At 53.0% G+C, this 21,123-nt stretch carries 17 protein-coding genes and 1 pseudogene; 16 read left to right on the forward strand and 2 right to left on the reverse strand.

Annotated features, from left to right (window positions below; translation table 11 throughout):
• The first annotated feature begins 321 nt into the window (after positions 1 to 321).
• The 10 genes and pseudogenes from H7F31_RS19905 to H7F31_RS19945 all read left to right on the forward strand — a co-directional run bounded on the left by H7F31_RS19905 (position 322) and on the right by H7F31_RS19945 (position 13,983).
• Positions 322 to 2,865, forward strand: a complete 2,544-nt coding sequence (locus H7F31_RS19905; protein ID WP_187100199.1) for a beta-mannosidase — start codon at positions 322 to 324, stop codon at positions 2,863 to 2,865.
• 42 nt (positions 2,866 to 2,907) lie between these two features.
• Positions 2,908 to 3,478, forward strand: a pseudogene (locus H7F31_RS34255) (thiamine pyrophosphate-binding protein); the annotation flags it as partial.
• 269 nt (positions 3,479 to 3,747) lie between these two features.
• Positions 3,748 to 4,098 carry a thiamine pyrophosphate-dependent enzyme gene (locus H7F31_RS34260; protein ID WP_397374725.1) on the forward strand — a complete coding sequence of 117 codons (351 nt, stop codon included), beginning with the start codon at positions 3,748 to 3,750 and terminating at the stop codon, positions 4,096 to 4,098.
• An 11-nt stretch (positions 4,099 to 4,109) separates the two neighbouring features.
• Positions 4,110 to 5,894: a glycoside hydrolase domain-containing protein gene (locus H7F31_RS19915; RefSeq protein WP_187100201.1), complete on the forward strand. Its 1,785-nt coding sequence runs from the start codon at positions 4,110 to 4,112 to the stop codon at positions 5,892 to 5,894.
• A gap of 15 nt (positions 5,895 to 5,909) precedes the next feature.
• On the forward strand, positions 5,910 to 6,395 hold the full coding sequence (locus tag H7F31_RS19920) for a hypothetical protein (protein ID WP_187100202.1): 486 nt from the start codon (positions 5,910 to 5,912) through the stop codon (positions 6,393 to 6,395).
• 258 nt (positions 6,396 to 6,653) lie between these two features.
• Positions 6,654 to 8,282 carry a response regulator gene (locus H7F31_RS19925; protein WP_187100203.1) on the forward strand — a complete coding sequence of 543 codons (1,629 nt, stop codon included), beginning with the start codon at positions 6,654 to 6,656 and terminating at the stop codon, positions 8,280 to 8,282.
• Complete coding sequence (locus tag H7F31_RS19930; protein ID WP_187100204.1) at positions 8,275 to 10,071, forward strand: cache domain-containing sensor histidine kinase; 1,797 nt, start codon at positions 8,275 to 8,277, stop codon at positions 10,069 to 10,071. The genes H7F31_RS19925 and H7F31_RS19930 overlap by 8 nt, the downstream gene beginning before the upstream one ends.
• Before the next feature lie 257 nt (positions 10,072 to 10,328).
• Positions 10,329 to 11,300, forward strand: a complete 972-nt coding sequence (locus H7F31_RS19935) for an ABC transporter permease (RefSeq protein WP_261800060.1) — start codon at positions 10,329 to 10,331, stop codon at positions 11,298 to 11,300.
• Positions 11,301 to 11,318: 18 nt separating this feature from the next.
• Positions 11,319 to 12,200 carry a carbohydrate ABC transporter permease gene (locus tag H7F31_RS19940; RefSeq protein ID WP_187100205.1) on the forward strand — a complete coding sequence of 294 codons (882 nt, stop codon included), beginning with the start codon at positions 11,319 to 11,321 and terminating at the stop codon, positions 12,198 to 12,200.
• A 79-nt stretch (positions 12,201 to 12,279) separates the two neighbouring features.
• Positions 12,280 to 13,983, forward strand: coding sequence for a type 2 periplasmic-binding domain-containing protein (locus tag H7F31_RS19945; RefSeq protein WP_187100206.1), 1,704 nt, complete (start codon positions 12,280 to 12,282; stop codon positions 13,981 to 13,983).
• Between the two features lie 63 nt (positions 13,984 to 14,046).
• On the opposite strand, the gene H7F31_RS19950 is transcribed toward H7F31_RS19945, so the two are convergent.
• On the reverse strand, positions 14,047 to 15,249 hold the full coding sequence (locus H7F31_RS19950) for a right-handed parallel beta-helix repeat-containing protein (protein ID WP_187100207.1): 1,203 nt from the start codon (positions 15,247 to 15,249) through the stop codon (positions 14,047 to 14,049).
• 185 nt (positions 15,250 to 15,434) lie between these two features.
• Here H7F31_RS19950 and H7F31_RS19955 point away from each other — a divergent pair, with 185 nt between their 5' ends.
• The 3 genes from H7F31_RS19955 to H7F31_RS34265 are packed head-to-tail and all read left to right on the forward strand — an operon-like array spanning position 15,435 to position 17,755.
• Complete coding sequence (locus H7F31_RS19955; RefSeq protein ID WP_187100208.1) at positions 15,435 to 16,436, forward strand: ROK family protein; 1,002 nt, start codon at positions 15,435 to 15,437, stop codon at positions 16,434 to 16,436.
• Positions 16,417 to 17,607, forward strand: a complete 1,191-nt coding sequence (gene nagA, locus H7F31_RS19960; protein ID WP_187100209.1) for an N-acetylglucosamine-6-phosphate deacetylase — start codon at positions 16,417 to 16,419, stop codon at positions 17,605 to 17,607. The genes H7F31_RS19955 and nagA overlap by 20 nt, the downstream gene beginning before the upstream one ends.
• 10 nt (positions 17,608 to 17,617) lie before the next feature.
• Positions 17,618 to 17,755 (forward strand): RDD family protein, encoded by a 138-nt coding sequence (locus H7F31_RS34265; RefSeq protein ID WP_261800061.1) that lies wholly within the window; start codon positions 17,618 to 17,620, stop codon positions 17,753 to 17,755.
• 27 nt (positions 17,756 to 17,782) lie between these two features.
• Here H7F31_RS34265 and H7F31_RS19970 read toward each other — a convergent pair whose 3' ends face one another.
• Positions 17,783 to 18,037, reverse strand: a complete 255-nt coding sequence (locus H7F31_RS19970; RefSeq protein WP_187100210.1) for a hypothetical protein — start codon at positions 18,035 to 18,037, stop codon at positions 17,783 to 17,785.
• A 208-nt stretch (positions 18,038 to 18,245) separates the two neighbouring features.
• Here H7F31_RS19970 and H7F31_RS19975 point away from each other — a divergent pair, with 208 nt between their 5' ends.
• The 3 genes from H7F31_RS19975 to H7F31_RS19985 all read left to right on the forward strand — a co-directional run bounded on the left by H7F31_RS19975 (position 18,246) and on the right by H7F31_RS19985 (position 21,036).
• Complete coding sequence (locus H7F31_RS19975) at positions 18,246 to 18,395, forward strand: hypothetical protein (protein WP_187100211.1); 150 nt, start codon at positions 18,246 to 18,248, stop codon at positions 18,393 to 18,395.
• Between the two features lie 877 nt (positions 18,396 to 19,272).
• Positions 19,273 to 20,175: a carbohydrate ABC transporter permease gene (locus H7F31_RS19980; protein ID WP_261800062.1), complete on the forward strand. Its 903-nt coding sequence runs from the start codon at positions 19,273 to 19,275 to the stop codon at positions 20,173 to 20,175.
• Between the two features lie 33 nt (positions 20,176 to 20,208).
• Positions 20,209 to 21,036 carry a carbohydrate ABC transporter permease gene (locus H7F31_RS19985; RefSeq protein WP_108994161.1) on the forward strand — a complete coding sequence of 276 codons (828 nt, stop codon included), beginning with the start codon at positions 20,209 to 20,211 and terminating at the stop codon, positions 21,034 to 21,036.
• The last annotated feature ends 87 nt before the right edge of the window (positions 21,037 to 21,123 follow it).

Genomic DNA, 21,123 nt, shown 5'->3' on the forward strand with positions numbered 1-21,123 from the left:
ACATTTTACAACAAAATGGTTGGTTGGCAAGTCACCGAAGGCGTTTCTTCTTACCACATAAATATTAATTTTTTCTGTACTTGTCGGAAATCTGAAATTGTTATTGACGCTATAAACCTAACTTTGAATGCGATCGCTCATCTCTAAAGGTCGAGGGGGTAGTGGTTTTCTCCATGTAAACATGCGCTTGGGCCACATTGGAAGAAGCTAATAGTTTCCTAGTAAAAGTCAGCATTGCCCCGTATATTGACGAAGCCGTTCGCTATACCATGATAGATAGCAACGAATGACGAAATAGGTGCGGGAGGCGGTAAGAAAAAGATGACCTCTGTACAAACGCAATATATCAAGCTCGACAAACAATGGAAACTGCACGGCTTCGACGCCAAGGAGCAAATCCCGGACGACATTCACGAACCCGGTTTCGACGAAGCGGAATGGCTGGAGACGCAAGTGCCGGGAGACGTTCATTCCACGCTTCTTGCGCACGGAGTCATCGAGGATCCGTATTACTCGACGAACGACCAGGCTTGCAGATGGATCGAGCGGAAAATATGGGTATATCGGTTGAAATTCGATCTGCAAGACGAGGGGGAAGACGCCGCTGTCGTGTTGAAATTCGACGGTCTCGACACGTTGGCGGAGGTATTCGTGAACGGAGAATCCGTCGCTGCCTCGGATAATATGTTCGTGCCCGTTCATGCCGATTTGACGGGAAAGCTGAAGAAACGGGGCAATGTCGCGGTCATCCGTTTCGATTCAGCCGTAGCGTACGCCGCGGAGCAAGACGTCTCCCGTTTCTGGTCGAAAGTCAATTACGAACGCATCTGGCTTCGCAAATGCGCGTGCCATTTTTCTTGGGACTGGGGGCCGCGGGTCGTGACGGCCGGCATATGGCGGGACGCCTGGCTGCAGATCGTCGGGAAGGCGCGTATCGATCACGCGTTCATGAAAACGCTGTCGCTGGGGCCGGACGGCGCTGAGGTGGAGGTTGAGCTCGAGGTCTCCACGTTCGGGGAGGAACGTCCGCTATCGGCCGAAATCGGCTTGAAAGGCAAATCCCAAACGACGCGGCATGAAACGCGGGTCGAGGAAGGACGCGCGGCCATCCGCTTCACGGTTAGCGATCCCGAGCTTTGGTGGACCTTCGACCATGGCGATCCTTTCCTGTACGAGCTGACGGTCCGGTTGAAAGCGGATGGCGAGCTTATCGATACGAAAGTCGAGGAGGTCGGCATTCGGACTATCGAGGTCATCACGCAATCGGAGAGCGGAAGTCCGAGATTTACCTTCCGGTTGAACGGCAGGGACGTTTATGCGAAAGGCGCGAATTGGATACCCGCCCATCATTCCGTGGGGGCCATAACCGACGAGCGTTATGCCGATCTGATCAGCCTCTCCAGGGAAGCGAACATGAATATGCTTCGTGTCTGGGGCGGAGGCATTTACGAGAAAGCCGCGTTTTACAAGGAGTGCTCCCGGCAGGGGGTACTCGTTTGGCAGGATTTTATGTTTTCTTGCAGCGAGCTCCCGGATTACGATCCCGCGTTTATGGCCAACGTGCGCACGGAAATTATCGTGAATACGAAGGCGCTGCGCAATTATCCGTGCATCGCGATATGGGCAGGCAACAACGAGAGCCAGGCGATTCATAGCGAGAAAATGTATGGCCGAAGCGATTACCGCTTTTACGGAGAAAAGATATTCCATGAGTTGATTCCCGAATTGCTTAAGGAATTGGACCCGACCCGCTTGTACTGGCCGAGCTCCCCTTGGGGCGGCAACGACCCCAACAGCTTCACCGAGGGAGATACGCACAACTGGGCGGTGTGGGCCGGCGACGTTTATCCCCGCAGGTACGGGGAGCAGCCCCGGATGGACGTATCGCCTTACGGCATTTCGTACCGCAGGTACGCGGAGGATACGTCGAAATTCAGCAGCGAATTCGGCATTCACGGAAGCACGGTGAAGGAAACGCTGCTCCGCAATATTCCCGGGTCCGAGCTGTATTACGGCAGCTTCGAGCTGGATTACCGGAACAAGGATTACGAACCGGAGAAAGCCGACATCACGATGGCTGGATACTCGGGGTTGCCCAGCGATCTGGACCAATACATCGATTTTTCGATGCTGTGCCAGGCGGAGGGACTGAAATTCGGCGTGGAGCATTTCCGCAGAAGAAAGCCGGAGAACAGCGGCGCGCTGATCTGGCAGCTGAACGACATTTGGCCCGGAATCAGTTGGAGCTTGATCGATTATTATTTGTTCCCGAAAGCGTCGTACTACTACGCCCGCCGGTTCTATCATCCCATTCTGTTGTCCTTCAAAGAAGAGAGCGGCGCGATCTCGGTGTGGGTCGCGAACGACAGCATGGAGAGGTACGAGGATACCCTGACCGTCGGCGTTCGGAATTGTTTCGGCAACGGGACCTTCGAACGCGCGTATTCCGTCGTCGTGGAGCCGAACTCTTCCATGCGGGTCACCGAATTCAGTCCGGCCGAGGTGGAATGGCGACTTGGCGTAATCGATAGGAGAAGCCATTTCATGGCGGTGCGGAGCGAACGCGCGGATGTGTACGACAACCATTTCTTCTTTGCGGAGCACAAGGATCTGCGTTTCAGTCCTTGCCGCCTGAAGATCGAACACGAAACCCGCGCCGGCTCGATCGAAATCACGTTGACGACCGACTGCTTCGCCCGGTTCGTGAAGCTGGAATGTCCGATCGATCATACGATGTTCTCCGACAACTACTTCAACATCCTACCGGGAGAGAGCAAAAAGATCGTCGTGATCAATCGGAAGGGTACGGCGGTAACCATGGACAACATCGTCATCCGCGCATTGAACGGAAGCAAGAACGATTAAATCCAGGCGGCGCATGCCGACGAACAGGCAAAGGAGGGAAGGCTGGTGAGCACCATTAGCACCGACGCTCGCGAACGGCTGACGGAGAAGCTTCTTCAGCCCGACGTCATCTCCGGTTCCGAAATGCTGATGCGCAGCCTTCTCCTGGAGAACGTGGAGTGCGTATTCGGCTATCCCGGCGGGGCCGTCCTGTATATCTATGACGCGATCCGGGATTACGACGATCGGTTCAGGCATATGCTCGCCCGGCATGAGCAAGGGGCGATTCACGCCGCGGACGGTTATGCCAGAGCATCCGGCAAAACGGGGGTCTGCATCGCCACTTCCGGGCCGGGAGCAACCAATTTGATTACCGGCATCGCCGTCGCCCACAGGGATCATGTCCCTTTGGTCGTCATTACGGGAAACGTTGCGTTAAGCCTCAGGGGAACGGATGCGTTCCAGGAGGCTGACATCATCGGCATGACGCTTCCCATTACCAAGCATAGCTATTTCGTCACAGACGCCGCGGATATTCCGGACACCGTTCGGAAAGCATTCCGGATCGCCGCGAGCGGACTGCCGGGTCCGGTGCTGGTCGATATCCCGAAAGACATTTCCGCGCAAAAAAAGGCTTTTCGTTATCGATTGACCGATGACGATACGTCGCGATACCGCGCCGAGTCCGTCGAATCCATTCATGCGGAACATTCGGAAAGCGGACCGGGACCAATCGCCGAAGTCGTTGAACTCGGCGACGGCTGCGACAAAACCGAGGCCGTTTTGCGGCTCATCCGCAACACATTGCCCGAAGGAGGCATCGTGATGGTCGACGAGAAGCGGCATCACGCGCTGCTCGCCCGGGACGTTTGGCCGGCTCGAACCCTGATCTGCCCCGTCGGGATGGAGGCGCCGGGGTATAGTCTGCCTGCCGCCATCGGAGCGGGGCTCGCCTACCCGGAACGAACGGTCGTCTCGGTCAACGGCGAATTCGGACTGCAGAAAAACGCGCAGGAAATGGCGGTATGCGCCATCCACGGCATTCCGTTGAAAATCGTCGTTTTCTCGGAAGAAGCGAAGTCTTCCGGAGGCGCAAATCCCGATTTCGTCAAGCTGGCGGACGCATACGGTATCAAAGGGCTGCGGGCGGAACGGCCGGAAGAAGCGGGAGAGGCATGGGCGCAGGCCATGAACGAAAAAGGACCCGTTCTCGTGGAATTCGCGCTTGAACGATCCGGCACATTAGAGCGATAAGGAGACAGGACATGAAAAACAGTTACTTAGTACCGGATATGATCCGTATTTGTCCACAGACCGGCGACGTGCTGGAGCAGCATGCCCGCATCCGGTCCCTGGCCGACCTGTCGGAAGCTTCGGCGAGTCTGGTCTCGCCGCGCAATGCTTATGTATCCTTCCAGATTGCGGTGCGGCTGGACGGCGTGCCGGACTCCTCGTTCAGCGTCAGGGCGGATGTCCTGAGCGGTGAACGCGACGAGATACCCGGCGAGGAATTTACCTTCTACGCGGAGTGGTATCATCGCGTGCAGGGCAAGTATTATCCCGACGCGCTGGTGCCGCTCGCGATCAAAGAGCCGGTGGAGCGCACGCTCGCATCCATTACGCATCGGAACGCGGTGCCTGATCAAGCGTTTGCGGTGCTATGGGTGGATCTTTTCATCCCTTCTGGCGTTCGCGCAGGCGAATATACCGGCGCGATCCACGTGACGGCCGGCGACGCGACCGATACGCACGTTCTTCGGGTGAAAGCGCTCGAAACCTCGGTGCCCGACGAATCGCTCATCATCGCGGATCTGAACAGCTATGCCGACAATATTTCGCGAAGAATGGCAAGCCTGTGCGCCAACGAGAATCGGTACGAGGACGGCACCTACAATCGGGTGGAAAGCCAGTTTTACCGCATGGCGCACGAACATCGGGCATTGCTGCATTATTTGCCTTACGAGCACTCCGGCAAGATTCCTCCCGCCTTCATTCCCGAGCTGGAAGGCAAAGGCAAGGAGATGCGCGTGAAGGACTGGTCTAGGTTCGACGAGCACTTCGGTCCTTATCTCGACGGCTCCGCGTTCAAAGAGACGAAGCGCGGCGCGATCCCGCTGCCCTATATGTATTTGCCGTTTAATTTCCATTGGCCTGCCGATTACGCCAAGTTCGGAATGAAAGGCTACCGTACGGAGTTCTCGTCCATCATGGAGGAATTCTACCGCCACTTTACGGAAAACGGCTGGCTGGGAACCAAATTCGAGCTTTTCCTGAACCATAAAAAACGCTATAAGCTTTTTCCATACGACGGCGACGAGACCCGCTTCATCTGGGACGAGAAAGTCAATGACATCTTCTACGAGTTGTCCAAGGAAGTGTTCGAGAAGGAAGAAGGAGCGCGATTCGTGTTTCGGACCGACTCCAGCTGGAGTTACGGACTGCACTTCGAGAAATACGCGGACATCATTAAGTTGTGGGTCGTCAACGAGCAGATCTTCTCCTGGTTTCCCGAGAGCCTCGGACCGATTCGCGCCGCGGGCAGCGAGGTGTGGACTTATGGCACCGCGCAGCCGATCGGCCAGACTTTGCTCGGTACGGCGATCGCCCCTCTCTCCGCGGTCGCGAGAGGCGTGGACGGATTCGTCTACTGGGAGAATACGAAGTGGGGCGACAACTGGCACGAGACGCCGGATTCGGAAGGCAGCACGACGGTATTTTATCCCGGAGACCAGCTGTTCGGCATGGACGGACCGATTCCGTCGATCAGGCTGAAGACGCTTCGCGGCGCCATGCAGGTGGCAGACTGCATGGAGCAGTGGATTCGGGAACAGCCGGAGAACGGGCGGGAGACGATGAGGGAGCATATAAGCGAATCGCTTGGCATCGACAACGACGCATGGTGGCCGGGCAAGCCGTCCTTCTCGGACCTGCCTCCTTACAAATGGGAGAACGCCATGTTCAGCGAAGCCCCGAAAGCTACGCTGCACAAAGGGCAGGATCCCGAGGTATTCGGCGCGTTAAAACTAAAGCTATGGAACTTACTGGGATAGGGGGCTGAATCAAAGATGGAACGAATGTCTTATCCGCTGATGGAAATCGCGAGAATCGGAGCGTTGTTCATCCCAGGCGACATGCTGGAGTACGTCATGCCGGAAGAAAGACGGGAATATCCGATTCTGGCGGGAGAAACATATAGCGAATTTGCCGTTGGGGATGAGGTCGACTTCGTCGAAGAGAACTTCAATGGGTTAAAACGAATGCTGTTGTTGACGGAGAGGATCGATCCCACGCGGAAAACGTACGCATCTTTATGGATCCGCCGTCCCGAAAATCCGTCGCGGGGCGAGGTGATGGTGGCCGGAGGGGCGCTGCCGGCGGAAGGTTACGTGATTCAGCCGCTGTGGCCGGAAATCCTGCGCGCCTTCGAAGGTCACCCTACGCATTGGGTACGCAATGCCGGAGAAACGGTCTATTATCCGATCTGCAATTCGGACGAGGAAATCGTAGGCGTTCTCGAATTGACCGCCAATATTACCCCTTGTTTTATCTGAGGTTTGTCCTTGTATGCCAAGGCGCCGCAACCAGAGTTCGTCCGGGATCCTCCCGGCCCGAATTCCGGTGCGGCGCTTTTGCGTTTACGGCAGGTGTAGCTTTTCTCCGCGGCGAATGTTAATAGAAAGTTAATTTTGCCATTCATTGTTTATGATTGCCACATAGACGGGACAGGACTACAATGCGCGATAATAATTACAAGGTGTTGGGGCCGATTGCCTTGTAACCGTGCGAAAACGCGAATGGAGGATGGCCGAATGGTGAGAGTACTGGTCGTGGACGACGAAAAGGAAATTCGCAAGGGACTTGTCACCCAGCTTCCTTGGAAGGAATGGGGAGTCGATGAAGTGGTGGATGCCGATGACGGAGATACCGCGCTCGAGCTCGCGAAGCGCTATCCTCCCGATCTCATCTTGACCGATATCCGCATGCCGCGCATGAGCGGACTTCAGTTTATCGAAGAATTGATAAGCAATCGGTACACGGGCGGCCTGATCGTGATCAGCGGGTACGATGAATTCCACTATGCCCGGGAAGCGATGAAGTTGGGAGTATCGGATTATTTGCTGAAGCCGATCAGCAAATCCGAGCTGGCGGACGCCGTAGCCGTCTCGCTCTTGCGCTTGCGCGAGCAAAACGCGGAAGAGCGGAGTCGGAGCCTCTTGCAGGAAAGCTATTTGCAGGCGATTCCCCGGATGAGGGAAGAGCTGCTGCGGGAGCTGACCGAGCAGCCCTTCCGCGATAGCCATTCGCATCGTATCGAACAGAAGCTGAGACAGCTGAATCTGGAATGGATGATGGACGTTCCGCTCCGTCTCATTATATTCAGGGTCGATAGTTTGAAAGCGTTATCCAAAGATTCGCCGCATGAAACAGAAGAGCTGCTTCTCGGGATGGGCCGTTTGCTTGAGGAGTTGTTCGCGGTACGCCTGAGCTGCGGGCACGTGTTGTTCCGATCCAGGAACGATGATTGGATCTTGGTGCTCGGAGACGGCGACGACGCCGAAAGCGCGGAAAGCCTTGCGGAATTGTCGGAAGCGGCGTGCGAGGAGATAAAGGAGCGGCTCCGAATTCGGATCAACCGGGGATATGCCGTGCGCCAAGCGTCGGTGCCGGAGCTCTTCGAGCTGCACCGCAAAGCGACGAGCTATCTGGAGTATTATAAAGTTCACGGCTCGCTCAAAGGCGACGAGGACTTGTCCGGCATGAACGATCGCGCCGAGAATCAGCTCGCGAACGCCAAGGATCTGGTGGAGCTGCTGAAATACGGAAGCCATCAAGACATTCGCGACGCCATGTCTTTTTTTCCTAGACTGGTCAAGACGTGGAACGTTCATCACCCCAAGGATCTTCAGCAGCGCATTTTCGAATGGCTGCTCGAGTTATTCCGGACCGTGCAGAAGACTACGGGTTGGAAAGAACCGTCGTGGGAGAAAAATCCCATCGTTCTGTGGGAGCATCTTGAACATTTCGACACCCTGGAATCTCTATGGAAGGAAACGACCAATCAGTTGCTGGCGGCAGCGGATAACATAAGGGTGCAATCCGGCTTCAGAAGCCAGATCGTCCACGAAGCGCAGCGCTTCATCCTGCGGCAATATCAAGACAATTTGACGCTCCAGACGGTCGCCGATCATGTTCATGTGACGCCCGTATGGTTAAGCAAGCTCTTCAAGAAGGAAACCGAGATGAATTTCCTGGAATACCTGACCGACGTCCGGATGACCAAGGCCGCGGAGCTGCTGGTCGATCTTAATCTCAAGATCTATCAGATCAGCTTTATGACCGGGTACCAAGATCCGGTTCATTTCTCCAAGCTGTTCAAGAAAAAATTCGGTTGCACGCCGCAAGAATATCGGAACAGCAGGGGCTGCCAGCATGAATAATCATTGGCTGCGGATGGGCCGATTTTCGATTCGGCATCAAGTTATCATCCTATTTTTCCTGGTCATCATGCTTCCGTTCCTCTTTATCGGTTACTTCTCGTATTCCAGATCCGTAGAGGCGATCCAGGACGTCAGCTCCATCATATCCAGCCAGATGATGGAGAGAAACGCACGGAATCTGGATAATTATCTGGAGCTGGTCAGCAATACGCAGAACGAAATCATGTATTCGCCCGACATGCAGAACCTGCTCGGCATTACGCCTTCCAGCACGCTGGAAGAGCTCGACATCGCAATGAGGCTCAATCAATATAATAGCCTGCTCAGCAGCAATTCGCATGATTTTTCCATTCGGATTTTCCCGATCGATCCAGGTCGATACCCCACGTTTACCCACTCCATCTATCATAATATCGACGTGGAGATGGAAGAATGGTTCAGCAACGCGAAGGTCATGAAATCGCCGTTTTGGCAATTATTCCTGCCGGTAGACAACCAGACGCTTTACAAGGAGCCGATCCTATCCCAGATCAAACAATTATACGGCTTGGGCGAAAGCCGGCCGCTAGGCTATGTATCGGCCGATATTAAAGTAAGCACGTTGAGCGATTATCTGGCGCCGTTAAGGAAGCTTGAACAGCAGCAGGTCATGCTGGTCGACAACAAGGACATCATCATGTATCACCAGGATCAGAGCCTGATCGGCACGAAAGTGGAATCCCAAAATCTCCGGGAGTATCTGCGGATCATGCCGAGCGACTCCAATCCCATCAACATCGACGGCGCCGAGTACATGGTATCTTACGCGCCGGTAGCCAATAACGACTGGAAGGTGGTAAGCCTGCTGCCGGTTTCCGTCCTGACCAAGCCCGTTGAAGGAATCGAACGCGTCAGTCTGCTGTTCCTGCTGTTCTACTCCGGGCTATCCCTCATGACCGTGGCCTATTTGACCACCCGTTTTACCAACCCGATCCATCGATTGGTACAGGCCATGCGAAGAATGGAACGCGGCGAGTTCCTGTCGAGCGTGCCGCATGTCAGCCGCAGCGACGAGATCGGCTGGCTGTACTTGGGCTACAATAATTTGGTCAGAAGAATCGACGAGCTGGTCCAAAGCGCCGAGAAGGAAGCGAAAGACAAGAAGGAGCTGGAGTTCCAGGTTCTGACGCACCAGATCAATCCGCATTTCCTGTACAACACGCTCGAGGCCATTCGCTGGAAGGCGGAGAGCCGGCATGCCGACGACATTAGCGAAATGGTCAGTTCGCTCGGGAATCTGCTGCGGCTGAGTTTGAACGACGGCCGCGAGCTGTCGACGGTCGAACGGGAAATCGAACACGTAAAGGCATATGTCAACATTCTGTCGGCGCGCCAGGATACGTCGATCCGCGTCGTCTATATGATCGATGACGACATCATGCAGCTTCCGTGTCTGCGGCTGCTGTTCCAGCCTCTGGTGGAAAACGCGATCAAACACGGCACCCGGTTCACGGGAGCCGGGGACGAGGTGAAAATCTTAATCAAGGGCACCAAGATTGCCGATAGTTTGCATTTCGACATCATCGACAACGGACCTGGCATTCCGGAGGAGGTTCGACCTTCGCTGCTGTCCCCGGACCATGGGGATCCAAGCGAAAGAAAAGGCGTCGGCTTGCGCAACGTTCACGAACGGCTAAGCATCTATTTCGGAGAGCGATACGGGCTGCGCATTCTGAACCGGAACGGGGAAGGGACCGCGATCGAGCTGACGCATCCCATTCTCGGCCATGAACCGGCGCAGGCGGGTTAACAGGACATAGCAAAACTTAGAGGCACCTGAAGCGAATTCAGGTGCTTTTTTCTAGTTACAGGAAAGTATAAGTTTTCTCCGTACTTGACCTATAATTCTCGGCAATGTTACTTACTGCGCCGCCAAAGGACGGCGACAGCCGTTTCACCTTGATGTTCTTGTTTAAGAATCACCTAGTAAAGAACAACTTTGAGAGATACTGCGGGAGGGGCGACTAACGTTATAATGACAACAAAGAGAACGGAGGAGATTCGACCGTGAAGATTAATTTCACTAATATGAAAGCGTTTAAACTTGGCGATGGGCCAGGGGCGGTTCGCAAATCCGGACTCTGGAATCGCATTAAAAGGCAGCACATTCTGCTCTGGATGTCCGTTCCCATCATGCTGCATTTGATGGTGTTCCAGTTCGTCCCGCTCTGGGGTTGGCTCATGGCGTTCAAGGACTACAAAATCGGGCGTAGCGTGTGGAGCGCCGAGTGGGTAGGGCTCGCTCATTTTAAAGAATTGCTTTCGCATGACGGATTTTTTCTGGCATTACGCAACAACTTTGCCATGAACTCCATGCAGCTGGTAGCCGGTACGGTGTTCGCGATCGGATTGGCCGTCGTCCTGAGCGAGCTCAGAAGCAAGGGCTTCGTAAGAGTCGTACAAACGATGACCTATTTGCCTCATTTCGTTTCCATGGTCGTCGTGGCCAATATATTCGTTATGCTTCTATCGCCGGACGGCGGCCTCGTTAACGTGCTGCTGGTCAAGCTGGGCTGGATCGACGAAGGAATCTTTTTCTTCGGCAAAGCGACTTGGTTCTGGGTGCTGCATACGATCATCCTTACCTGGAAAGGCTTCGGCTGGGGCGCGATTATTTATTTGGCGGCGATTAGCGGAATCGATCCCAGTCTCTACGATGCCGCGCAGGTTGACGGGGCAAGCCGCTGGCAACGCGTCAAATACATCATTATTCCTTGCATCATCCCAACGTTCGTCCTTCTTACGATCCTTTCCATCGGCAATTTGATGACCGGCGGTTTCGAGTCGCAATTCCTGCTCGGCAACGCCATTACCCAGGAATATTCGGAAGTCATTTCGATTCTGGCGCTGAGGCTCGGGCTCAATCAAGGGGATTTCTCCTTCGGCACGGCGGTCGGCATCTTTAACTCCCTCGTCAGCATAACGCTTGTCCTCATTGTCAACGCGATTGCGAGACGTTATCAAACCAACCTCTTTTAACGATTGGAGCGATCTTCTATGCCTCATTACCGCAGTACGGGAGAACGGCTGATTGACATCGGGATGTACGCCTTGCTGTCGGTGGCTGCGCTGTCCACCGTATATCCGTTCATTTATCTGCTGATCATTTCGCTTAACGAAACGACCGATGCGCTTAGAGGGGGCTTATACCTGCTTCCTCGCAAATTCACGCTGGAAAACTACGCTTACGTGTTTCAAAACGAGAAACTGGCGAGAGCCTCGCTCAATTCGGTGCTGCGGACGGTCATCCAAACGGTCGTTTCGGTGTTCTGCAACGGGATGCTTGCTTACGTGCTCAGCCGAAAGATGTTCATTTTCCGGCGCCATTTCAGCTTTATTCTCGTCATCACGATTTACGTAAGCGGAGGCCTGATCCCGACTTACCTGCTGATCAAGGATCTTGGGCTGATGAACACCTTTGCCGTATACATCGTTCCCGGAATCGTCAGCGCTTTTTATATTTTCGTCATGAGAACGTTCTTCGAGCAGCTGCCCGACGGCCTCGTCGAATCCGCTTATATCGACGGAGCGAACGACTTCGGCATTTACACCCGGATCATCTTGCCGATCAGCCTTCCCGTGGTCGCCACGGTCGCGCTTTACGTAGCCGTGGGCGAATGGAATTCCTGGTTCGACAACTACTTGTACAACAGCCGCAACGAGAAGCTTGCCGTCTTGCAATACGAGCTTCAGAAGATGATCCAGACCGTCGAAAGCAGTGTTTCGGATACGGGAGAAAGCGACGCGGTACGCGTCATATCGCCTTTGACCATCAAATCCACTTTGACGATTCTGGTAACGGTTCCTATCTTGCTGGTCTATCCGTTCCTGCAAAAATATTTTGTCAAAGGTTTGACCCTCGGTGCCATGAAGGATTGATTTCGCAGCGGTTTCCGTTTATAAGGATAAAGACGGAAGCCGCTTAGAAATATAAAAAATGACGTGGAGGTCGCAAAAAATGGGGAAAAGAATCAAGTTCCATGCGGTAATCGCCTTGCTGATGGCGAGCATTCTGCTAATCTCGGCTTGCTCGAACGGTAATTCGGGCAGCGGCAATGCCAAGACTGAGGAAACATCCAAGCCGGCGCCTACAACCGAGAGCACCGCGCCTGCCGAAGAAGCTGCCAGAACGCCGTTTACGTTTACGATGAATACGGATAATCCGAACATCAACTGGACGAGCGAAGTAGCGCTTGAAGTTCAGAAGCGCACGGGCGCCACGATCAAGTGGGATATCATTACGGGCGACTTCCGCGAGAAAATGAATATTTGGCTTGCGGCCGGCGATTTCCCCGAGGTCATCAATATTCACGACAACACTCTGCTATCCTACATCGACGCGAACGCGGTCCTGGATCTTACCGATCTGATCAAGGAACACGGACCTAACATTATGAAAGCTTACAACAACGACCTTTCGATGCTTGCGCATACGGACGGCAAAGTCTACGGCCTGCTCCAGCCTCCTACACAAGAGGTACGCAACCTGAACCAAGCGGGATGGATCGCCATCCAAGCCGCCGTTCTGAAGGAAGCCGGTTATCCCGAAATCAAGACCCTTGACGACGTCAAGAAAGTAGCTGCCGACTATATCGCGAAATATCCGGAAATCGACGGCGGCAAGACGATCGGGTTCTCCAATTACGGAGCGGCCAACCAGCTTTACAATATTTTCGATACCTCCGCTCGTTCGTACGCGGGTTTCCCGACGACGGCGCAGTATTTCGTGGACGATCAAAAAAATGCAAGACTTCGTTTCTTCGAGCCCGGCTATACCGACGTGTTTAAATTCTTCAATCAAATTAACAGCGAAGGGCTGTTCGATCCGGAGTCGCTCGTTCAAACGCCTGAACAATTCACGACGAAATGCAACCAAGGCCGCGTCCTGGTCATCTTCGGCGGCGGCGGCAACTGTAGCAGTACGCTCGCGCAGAACGGCATGGAGGATCGTTCCTATATCTCCTTCGACATCGTTGCGCCGGGCAAGACGAAATTAGTGAACAAACCGTCCACGAATCCGAATAGGGGCGGCGACATGTGGCTGTCGTTTACGAAAAACGCCAAGGATCCCGTTCGTCTCATCCAATTCTATGACGACATGTTCAAGCTGGAAAATCAAATTCTCGTCGGCTGGGGTATCGAAGGCAAATATTATACGGTCGAGAACGGCAAACGTACCGCAACGGATTGGCTGGTGAACGAATACAAGACGAAACCGAGCACGTTCTGGGAGGATCTGGGCATGGGTTACGCCCGCATGCTCTCCACGAATTACGCTTCCGGCTTTACCTTGTCGGATGGCGATTACGCCAGATGGGATAACTCGGAAAGCTGGATCTCGAAAAACATGAACCCCTCCCAAGTCGAAGCTTACGGCAAGTACGGGGCCAAAACGGCTGCAGACCTGTTGATTAAAGGAGAAGAAAAGGATTACCAATTCGCTCCTTCTGTGGTCAAGTGGACGGACGATATCAAAAAATTCAACACGGAAGCTATAGCGGAGTGGGGCAAAGCGCTTCCGAAATTCATTCTGGAGAAGGATCCGGCGAAGCTGGACGCGATCTGGAGCGACCTCGAGAAAACGCTTAAGGAAAAAGGACTGGACAAACAAAATCAGGACGTTACCGCTCTGTACCAGGAGAGCCTGGATTCCGCCAAATAAAGGAGTTAATTAAAAAAGCCGTACCGTTCAGCAGATTTTGCTGAAGCGGTACGGCTCTTTTTTTCATTTAGCGGCGATTAACCAATGATCGTGCGTCTCCATCGCGCAGTTCACGAACTCGTTATCCTTCAATCGGATCTCGCCCGTATGCTCCTCCATGCAAATGCCGATCGTTTGTTCCGGAGGAGCCGACGAGAAGCAAATTCGGTTGCCGATCAGTTCGACGTCATGCGTTCCGCCGCGGATTCGAATGCCGACATGCCCCGCTTGTTCCGAACCGTTGTCTTCGATCAGATTGTGCTCGACGCGATTGTAGTTGGCCGCCATCGGCTCCGATTCGTTCCGGAAGAAGATGCCGTACATGTTATTTTCGGACAGCCGGTTGGAACGAATCAGGTTGCGAATGTCCTTGTGGCCGATGGAGAGGCCGCTCATTCGGTTGCGAATGGCCGTGCAGTTCTCGACGATGCTATCCTGCACACGCCAGCAGAGAAAAATCCCGTCCATTCCGTTTTCGTTAAAGCTGCTGTTCAGAATCTCCGTGTTTTTGGTCCCGCTGCCAGGATGGATGCCTTTGCCCCCGTTGCGAGCGCTTTCGCAACGGAGGACGCGAATGGCGGATGAATGCTGATAGCTGATTCCGTCACCGTTATAGTCCCTGACGCTGCAGTCTTCGATAAGCACGTCATGGGCATCGAACAGGAAGATTCCCGCGCAGCGGCATCCGTTTGCCAGCGTCGGATTGCTTTGGTTGCCCTCTACGATCAAGCCGCGGATTTCCACGCCGTTGCAATCGTATCCGCTGAGCACCGGGGTATGAGTCGTTACGATGCCTCCCTCGGACAGCAGGGTCGTGGAGAGGAGCTCGCGGTCGAGATAAAGCACGTTACCGTCTTTTCCCGTCACGACGGCGACGGTATCCCCGAATCCTCTGCTTTCGGCTCTTCGGCGTATGGCGACGGTTTGACCGACGGGGAAGAGCTCGGGTTGCTCGACGCTGACCTGACGTTCGTGGAGATCGGCGTCGGCCGTAATGGCCGAAATTCGTTCTTCGCGCTGCCGCAGCACCGTGCGGCCCGGACTTCCTTCCAGCACGACGCCCGATCTAAGATGAACGGTGCTTTGCATTTGGTAGACTCCTTCCGCGAGCCTGACCGTTCCGCCGCCAAGGAAAGACACGTAATCGACGGCTGCCTGAATGATCTGATTGGTTCCTCCTATGAAATCGCCAGAGGATTCGCCTACGGTAATCATTATTTTTTCCATAAAATCTCCTCTCTTCTTACAGCCTCGAATCCAGTGTACCACCCGGGGTTTTCTTGCCGCGATGGGTATTCCCGATTGGATAATAGCCGCTTAGTATAAGACAATATTGGCCCGTATGACTGAACGGACGATCGCACTACCATTAAGATATGCAAGCTTGCGGCTTAAAAAGGGAGGCGGAGCACATGACGGCCCAATCGTCTTCGCATGACGCGATCGTTGGGGTAGACATCGGAGGAACCAATACGGTGATCGGCATTTTCGACGCCGAAGGCGTTTTGCGCCTGAAACGGAGCATCGCAACCATCCGCGGCAATCCCATGCGGCCGACGTCTAATGCGGTCGAGTTTCTCGAACGGTTATCCTCGGAGATTGTCGCGATGGCGTCGGAAGCCGGCTACCGGGGGATCGGGGCCGCAGGATTCGGCATTCCCGGCTGGGTGGAGCCGGGCTCAGGAATTGCGCTGGATTCGTCCAATCTCGGCTGGAGGAACGTAGCGTTCGCGGACGATATGAGCAGGCGGTTAGATGCGCCCGTGTTTATCGACAACGATGTAAAAATGTATACGTTGGGAGAAGCGGCCGCCGGTGCCGGGGTCGGCTATCGCCACTTGATCTGTCTCACGCTTGGCACGGGTTTGGCGGCGGGGATAATAAACGACGGCGTGCTTGTCCGTGGTAACCGTCAGCTAGCCGGCGAATTCGGCCACGATGTCGTAGACGGAACCGGCTATCCATGCAATTGCGGGAAGCTCGGGTGCCTGGAGACGATCGCGTCGGCGTCCGGAATCGCGCGTCTGGCGGAAGAAGCGGTTCGGACAGGAGAGCGGACGGCGCTTGGCCGGCTGAACCGTCCGATAACCGCTCTCGATGTCTACGAGGCATGCGAGGCAGGCGACGAAACGGCGCTGGACATATTCCGGTACGTCGGGCGCACGCTTGGACGCAAACTGTCCACGATGGCGCTGATACTGGCTCCCGAAGTTTTTATCGTCGGAGGTGGCGTGGCGGCCGCCGGCCGTTATTTGATGGAGCCCATCCGCGAGGAGATGGAGATTCATCTCGATCAGCTGGACATGCGGCCGGAGTTGATGGCCGGGAAGCTAGGCGATTCGGCGGGCATGATGGGTGCAACGCACGTTGCATTGGAAAGATGGAGAAAGGAGAGTGGACGTTATTCAAGTTAATGCTCGGAATCAAAGGCTGTTGCTGACGAATGGGCGTATCTACACGGGCAGGCGCGTGATCGACAACGGATGCCTGCTGGTTGGGACTGATGGACGGATCGAAGCCGTGGGCGAGCCGGAAGAGATATCGGAGGCGTTCATGGAGGCGGTCCTGGTTCTTGATCTGCAAGGAAAGCGGGTTCTTCCCGGTCTCATCGACGTTCATGTCCATGGCGGAAACGGCTTTCAGGTGATGGACGGCACCTTCGAGGGACTTGATGGGATGAGCAGGTTTCATGCCGCGCACGGCACGACGTCGTTCCTCGCCACGACGGATTCGGCATCGGAGCAGGAGATTCTGAAAGCGCTTCGTTGCGCGGATGAAGCGGCGAGCAGGGGACTGGACGGCGCCGAATTGCTCGGCGTCCATCTGGAAGGTCCGTTTCTTCATCCGGGTCGCGGCGGAGCCCAGGACAAGAGGCATCTCCGTTCCGCGACTAAGGCTGAACTGAGGCGCCATATCGAAGCGTCCGGCAACCGCATAAAGCTGGCCACGCTCGCCCCGGAAATCGAAGGCGGTCTGGAAGCGGTCGATCTGCTGGCCGGGCTCGGCATAACGGTTTCGATCGGCCATTCGGACGCCACGCACGCGCAAGTGCTGGAAGCCATCCGCAGGGGGGTCTCGCACACGACGCATCATTTCAACGGCATGAGCCCCTTCCATCACCGGGATCCGGGCGTCGCGGGATCCGGTCTGATCTGCGGGGAGCTTACGACGGAACTCATTCCGGACGGCATTCATGTCCATCCGGCGGTCGTTAAGCTGCTCTTCGACATCAAAGGCGCCCATAAAGTGTGCATGATCACGGATGCCGTGCAGCAGGCAGGGCTTCCCGACGGAGACTACGGCGAGATCATCTTAAAGGATCGGCAAGTTTGGCTCAAGGACGGATCCAGCCTGGCCGGAAGCACGCTGACGATGATTCAAGGCTTAAAAAACGTGCTTTCTTATACCGGATACGCGCTGGAAGTTGTCTTGCCATCCTTTACGGAAGTACCTGCACGTCAGAGTGGCGTGGCCGACCGCAAAGGAAAGCTTGAAGCGGGAAAAGACGCGGATTTTCTCATTGTGGACGACGATCTTGCCATTCGCTCAACCTATGTGGGAGGGAGAGAGGTATATGCAATTTAGGCGACGACGAATGAACCGTACTTTTCGCGTCAAACCGATTGCAGGCATATTCATCGCTTTCTACTTGTTTATGGTTGGGCTGCGTGAGGACAAACGCCGCATTCATGACCTCATAGCGGGGAATCAAGTCGTTCGCGGGAAAGGTTGAAGTCATAGCGTGGGAGGGAGGCGTCCTTTAGTCGCCTCCACCCCCACTTCCGCCATCGCTGCTTCCGCTATCTCCGTTTCCATGTCCTCCACCATGATCATGGTGATGTCCACCCGTCTGGTTGTCTTCGTGGGGGCGACGATGGGAGTCATCATTATAAGCAAATCCCGAATGACCGCCATCCGAAGGTGAGCCGCGATGATATGACTTTCTTTTGGATCCCAATCCAGCAATCATGATGACGATGAAGAATACGATAATTACGACGAACAATAATTCCATGTTCTCACTCCTTCAAAACAAATAGTCTGCATTCAAAATCGTATAGTTATATAGTAAGTGAATGATAGGCAGATGGGAAGGCGCTTCGCCCAACCTCATTGGCCTATCTGAATAAATTGCTATTATGCCTTTGTGATGGGCGGAAGCGCTTCTACTATTCCTTCCTTTTCGCGCATATGGTAATAAAAAGGCGCGAGGAGGAAATAGGATGGCATCGGGTTACGCGATATTATCCATTTGGCTGATCGGTTTGTTTAGCATCACCGGGACGTTGATCGCACTGCTGGCGGCATTTATAAATCGGGATTCATGGTCGTATGACGAGCCATATGTCTGGCAAAGGAAGATGAAGGAATAAAGACGACGCCGACGGAGATACGTCCAACAATTCTCAAAAGTATGATAAATCGCTTGATGAAATAGCTCACTTGATGAATGAAACCTCAAAAATGAAGAAATGGCGGTGCTAGGGCGTTATCCCTGCACCGCCATTTCTGGCTTTTGGTCTATTGCCGCCTTCTTGAGAAATTGTGAGCGAGCGAAAGCCACCCGACCTCAAGTTTTACGTTAGGCAGGCCTAGAAGCAGGAACGTCGTTATTGTTGCTGCTCCATAGTCGTTAATATCGCCTATGGGGTGTATTTGTTGCTGTTACGAGCTCCATAGTCGTTAACAACGCCTATGGGCTGTAGTTGTCGCTGTTACGAGCTCCATAGTCGTTAATAACGCCTATGGGGTGTATTTGTCGCTGTTACGAGCCCCATAGTCGCTAATAACGCCTATGGGCTGTAGTTGTCGCTGTTACGAGCTCCGTAGTCGTTAATAACGCCTATGGGATGTATTTGTAGCTGTTACGAGCCCCATTGTCGTTAATAACGCCTATGGGATGTATTTGTCTCTGTTAGGAGCTCCATAGTCGTTTATAACGCCTATGGGATGTATTTGTTGCAGTGGTCGGTCAAGGATTGGTATCCTGACCGACCATTTCTGTGTCTAACTGTGCGCATTACTGACTCGCTATTATTTTTATATCTTTTGGGACAGTCCCATTTACTTTTTAATATAATGTTTCCGCAAACTTTCGATCAGCGAGTGCGCAGGCGTGCTCATTCTTCGGACTGCTGTTCATTGTATAAATGCATTACATATTATAGATTTGTATTATTTTTGTTCCAAGCTCCCCTGGATACAATAAGAGCATCACAGATAAGACGCAACAAAGAGGGAGAGTTATTTATGACGAATGCCATGAAAATATCAAAGCGCAATAAGTTGGTCGACGGACTATGGGGATACGCATTCATATCGCCTTGGCTAATCGGGTTGTTTCTGTTGACGCTTATTCCAATGGGACAATCGCTATATTTTTCGTTAACGAATTATCATTTGCTTGAGAGTCCTCAGTTCTCCGGCCTTGGGAACTACAAAGAAATCTTTATGAATGACCAAACATTTACACAAGCATTAAAGGTAACCTTTCTTTATGTATTTGTATCGGTTCCGCTGAAGCTGGCGTTTGCGTTGGGCGTAGCCATGCTTTTATATAAATCGATCAAAGGAATGTCGATATTCCGCGCTGTCTATTATTTGCCATCCTTGATAGGCGGCAGTGTAGCTATAGCAGCGATTTGGCGTAATTTGTTCGGATACGACGGATTGGTCAACAAGCTGCTTGGCACATTTGGAATACCTGCGACGGATTTCATTAATATGCCTAGCACTTCTTTATCTACACTTATTGTTTTGTCGGTCTGGCAATTCGGTTCATCCATGGTTATTTTTTTAGCGGGATTAAAACAAATTCCGAAGGATTTATACGAAGCGGCTGCGGTTGACGGTGCCTCTAAGACTCGTATCTTTTTCAAAATGACGCTGCCGATGCTGACACCCATTATTTTGTTCAATACGGTTATGCAAACGATCAATAGCTTTCAAATGTTTACGCAGGCATTTGTTATTACAAAGGGCGGACCCATTGATTCGACTTTAGTATATGCCTTGTATTTGTATCAAAAAGCGTTTGTATTTTTCGATATGGGTTATGCCAGCGCGCTTGCATGGATTTTGCTCGTCATTATCGGTATTTCGACTGTCATTATTTTCGGCACATCGAAAAAGTGGGTGCACTATGAAAACTAAAACGAATAAGCGGCAAGAAGGAGGAGCTATGTGATGGCTCATACAAAGCTGTGGACGAAATATATCGTCCTGATTGCAGGCAGTATTTTGATGATTTACCCAATCCTATGGCTGTTCGGCAGCTCAGTGAAATCCAATACGGAAATGAACAGCACGAGCTTATTTCCCTCTCATTTCGAATGGAATAACTTTTTGGACGGCTGGACCGCTATACCAGGATTTACTTTCGGACAGTTTTTTCTGAATTCGTTTTTTATTGCCGGCCTATCTGTTGTTGGCACGGTACTGTCAAGCGCGCTCGTTGCATACGGTTTTGCGCGAATAAAATTTCCGCTTAGAAATTTCTGGTTTGCGATTCTCATGATTACGCTTATGCTTCCAACACAGGTTACTTTGGTGCCGCAATATATTTTGTTTAAAAATTTCGACTGGATTGGCACGGCGCTGCCGATTATTGTGCCTCACTTTTTGGCGGTAGGACCATTCTATGTGTTTCTTATTAACCAATTTGTGCGCGGCATCCCGAATGATTTGGATGAATCTGCGAAAATCGACGGTTGTTCGCAGCTTGGCATTGCGTTTCGAATTGTGCTGCCGCTATGTATGCCGGCTATTATTACTTCAGCGCTGTTTTGCTTCATTTGGACATGGGATGATTTTCTTGCACAGATGCTCTATCTGACAGATACGGCGAAATATACGGTACCGCTTGCGCTTCGACTATTTTTGGATAACTCTTCTGCTGTTACTTGGGGTCCGATGTATGCTATGAGTGTACTGTCTATTTTACCTTGTTTTATAATATTTATGTTCTCGCAAAAATACTTTGTGGAAGGGATTGCTACAACGGGGATCAAGTAGAAAATTATTCTCGTGTACAATTGACTAAAAATCAATTAATCTATTAACCTGGAACCACGAGACTAGGGCGTGTCTGAATACTCCGAG

It is taken from the genome of Paenibacillus sp. PAMC21692, from assembly GCF_014303795.1.
Taxonomy (GTDB): Bacteria; Bacillota; Bacilli; order Paenibacillales; family Paenibacillaceae; genus Pristimantibacillus; species Pristimantibacillus agaridevorans.

Excerpts from the sequence above, each read along its gene's own strand:
- H7F31_RS19905 (WP_187100199.1), top strand. The coding sequence starts at position 322 with ATGACCTCTGTACAAACGCAATATATCAAGCTCGACAAACAATGGAAA.
- H7F31_RS34260 (WP_397374725.1), top strand. The coding sequence starts at position 3,748 with ATGGAGGCGCCGGGGTATAGTCTGCCTGCCGCCATCGGAGCGGGGCTC.
- H7F31_RS19915 (WP_187100201.1), top strand. The coding sequence starts at position 4,110 with ATGAAAAACAGTTACTTAGTACCGGATATGATCCGTATTTGTCCACAG.
- H7F31_RS19920 (WP_187100202.1), top strand. The coding sequence starts at position 5,910 with ATGGAACGAATGTCTTATCCGCTGATGGAAATCGCGAGAATCGGAGCG.
- H7F31_RS19925 (WP_187100203.1), top strand. The coding sequence starts at position 6,654 with ATGGTGAGAGTACTGGTCGTGGACGACGAAAAGGAAATTCGCAAGGGA.
- H7F31_RS19930 (WP_187100204.1), top strand. The coding sequence starts at position 8,275 with ATGAATAATCATTGGCTGCGGATGGGCCGATTTTCGATTCGGCATCAA.
- H7F31_RS19940 (WP_187100205.1), top strand. The coding sequence starts at position 11,319 with ATGCCTCATTACCGCAGTACGGGAGAACGGCTGATTGACATCGGGATG.
- H7F31_RS19945 (WP_187100206.1), top strand. The coding sequence starts at position 12,280 with ATGGGGAAAAGAATCAAGTTCCATGCGGTAATCGCCTTGCTGATGGCG.
- H7F31_RS19950 (WP_187100207.1), bottom strand. The coding sequence starts at position 15,249 with ATGGAAAAAATAATGATTACCGTAGGCGAATCCTCTGGCGATTTCATA.
- H7F31_RS19955 (WP_187100208.1), top strand. The coding sequence starts at position 15,435 with ATGACGGCCCAATCGTCTTCGCATGACGCGATCGTTGGGGTAGACATC.
- H7F31_RS34265 (WP_261800061.1), top strand. The coding sequence starts at position 17,618 with ATGAACCGTACTTTTCGCGTCAAACCGATTGCAGGCATATTCATCGCT.
- H7F31_RS19970 (WP_187100210.1), bottom strand. The coding sequence starts at position 18,037 with ATGGAATTATTGTTCGTCGTAATTATCGTATTCTTCATCGTCATCATG.
- H7F31_RS19975 (WP_187100211.1), top strand. The coding sequence starts at position 18,246 with ATGGCATCGGGTTACGCGATATTATCCATTTGGCTGATCGGTTTGTTT.
- H7F31_RS19980 (WP_261800062.1), top strand. The coding sequence starts at position 19,273 with ATGACGAATGCCATGAAAATATCAAAGCGCAATAAGTTGGTCGACGGA.
- H7F31_RS19985 (WP_108994161.1), top strand. The coding sequence starts at position 20,209 with ATGGCTCATACAAAGCTGTGGACGAAATATATCGTCCTGATTGCAGGC.